Below are 1,777 nucleotides of genomic sequence, written 5' to 3' on the forward strand. Positions count from 1 at the left end.
TTTTCACAGCTAGATTAGCATCGGCTTGAGCAATCTGCCCTAGCTGATTTTGAATCTTGATTAGCCAGTTAGGATGCCTGACAAAGACAGCGGCAGCAAACTCCTGTAGCCCAACAACGGCAGCATAGCGGACAACCCATTCAGGATCTTTTTCTACAGCCTGAAAAAGCACGCCCAAAGCCTTCTCTTGGCCAGATATCAGCTTTTCGGGTACCAGCATCTGCCAGCGCAAAATTCCTAGACCTCTCGCCGCGGCTCGGCGTACGCTCATAGAGAAATCATCAATTGCAGCAGTGAGTAAAGTTTCCAATCCTTGCGGATCACCAATACCAGCCAACGCGCGAATGGCCCAAGCTCTGGCACTGTAGTTAGTATTTTCCTGAATTTGCTCTAGCAAAAAGGGAACAGCAACAGAGTCTAGCTTCACGAGTCCTTCTACTGCCGCAACCGAGGCCCCTGGGTTGTTATAGCCCAAAACAGTAATCAAAGTTGGAATGACTGCCTCTGTTCCTGATTGAGACAGTGCCCGCACGGCCTTAATTAACTGATCAGGAGAGGCTGCTTCGTCAACTGCACGAATCAGCTTGAGAACCTGAGTATTTGCCATTCCCTATTGTCCTGAGACTGCTGCCTAGGGCAAAAAAATCCCCATAAGTAGCAATTTAATAACTTACATGACTTGTAAGTAAGCAAACGTTACAAAAAACAGTACTTTTAAGTAGAGAATAATAGGCTGGGCTGCAGCTACAGCAGAGTATCCATCAGCTGCATTACCTGAATTGACTCATAGGAGAGCTGATTTGTATCAGATTGCTGCAGCTCTTTTTCAAGCAAACCCTTTAAAGCAATGAGTTTGAGGCTATTTTCAGCAAGTGTCTCCGCGATCGCCTTAGCGGCGGGTAGATATCCTATTGCGGCTAAATCGGCTAGAGCAGCGCGTCGTAGCTGCAGCTTTTGATGAGATAGGGCCTGAATTAAGCGATCGCCATACTGCTGAGCCTCTTGAGTATCAGAAGCTATCTGGTACAAGGCTCGAGCAGCAGCATATTGGACACGCTCAACCGGATGGTCTAAAAAGGACGCAATCAATGCCTTAGCCTCAATTGCACCCAAAGTACCCAACGCTTCTATGAGCGCATCATAAGGCTGAATCATAATAGGCTGCTCTGGCGAAGGCTGGGTACCAGGCACTTCGTTTTTGAGTAACTGCATCAGCCTAGGAACACTCTTTTGATTCCCCAGCATCTCTAAGGCCTGAGCTGCAGCTTCTCTGACGTAGAAATCCGAGCAGCCTAGGCTATCTATTAAGGCCGAAACAGCTTTTTGATCGCCCAATTTACCCAGAGCCCGGGCAGCGTTGCGGCGCAGCGGATATCCCCCTGCAACTGTGCGATCGTCTTCATCTGCCAAGGCATCAATTAAAGCTGCGACAGCATGATTGTCATTGATGCGAAAACGACCGAGCCACCAGGCGGCATAGACTCGCAAACTTAAATCGCTACCTTTGAGATAAGCGATCGCCTGCTCAACTGTTAAAGCATCACCAGCAGCAGCTTTTGCTGAAGATGATGCCCGAGAATTTTCAGAACCTGAGTCTGATGCCATAGGATAAAGCGACAGTTAGCCTTCTTCGCTATTTCCTGCAGTTGGGTCAAAATTTACCGGCTCAATACTGACAATTGTGCCACCCATTTGAGTAATGCGCTGCATCTCCTGGTTCATCCGCTCATAGGGAACCGTGATAAAAGTGCTAGCACTAGAGCGAATAGGATATTCC

At 48.1% G+C, this 1,777-nt stretch carries 3 protein-coding genes; all 3 read right to left on the minus strand.

All coding sequences use genetic code 11. The annotated features are described in order from the left end of the window. Positions 1-607 (minus strand): C-phycocyanin alpha-cysteine-84 phycocyanobilin lyase subunit CpcF (cpcF, locus tag QJQ48_RS27930; RefSeq protein WP_346294470.1); only part of this gene is annotated, 607 nt, incomplete at its 3' end. A gap of 137 nt (positions 608-744) precedes the next feature. After that, the gene (gene cpcE / locus QJQ48_RS27935) at positions 745-1,605 is read right to left on the minus strand and encodes a C-phycocyanin alpha-cysteine-84 phycocyanobilin lyase subunit CpcE (protein WP_346294471.1); all 861 of its coding nucleotides are present in this window, start codon (positions 1,603-1,605) and stop codon (positions 745-747) included. A 15-nt stretch (positions 1,606-1,620) separates the two neighbouring features. Then, a partial coding sequence (locus QJQ48_RS27940; protein WP_346294472.1) for a rod-capping linker protein CpcD domain-containing protein occupies positions 1,621-1,777 on the minus strand: 157 nt, incomplete at its 5' end.

It is taken from the genome of Sphaerothrix gracilis Ecp01, assembly GCF_030405905.1.
Lineage (GTDB): Bacteria > Cyanobacteriota > Cyanobacteriia > Phormidesmidales > Phormidesmidaceae > Sphaerothrix > Sphaerothrix gracilis.

Coding starts and splice junctions, on each gene's coding strand:
- cpcE (WP_346294471.1), bottom strand. CDS start 1,605: ATGGCATCAGACTCAGGTTCTGAAAATTCTCGGGCATCATCTTCAGCA.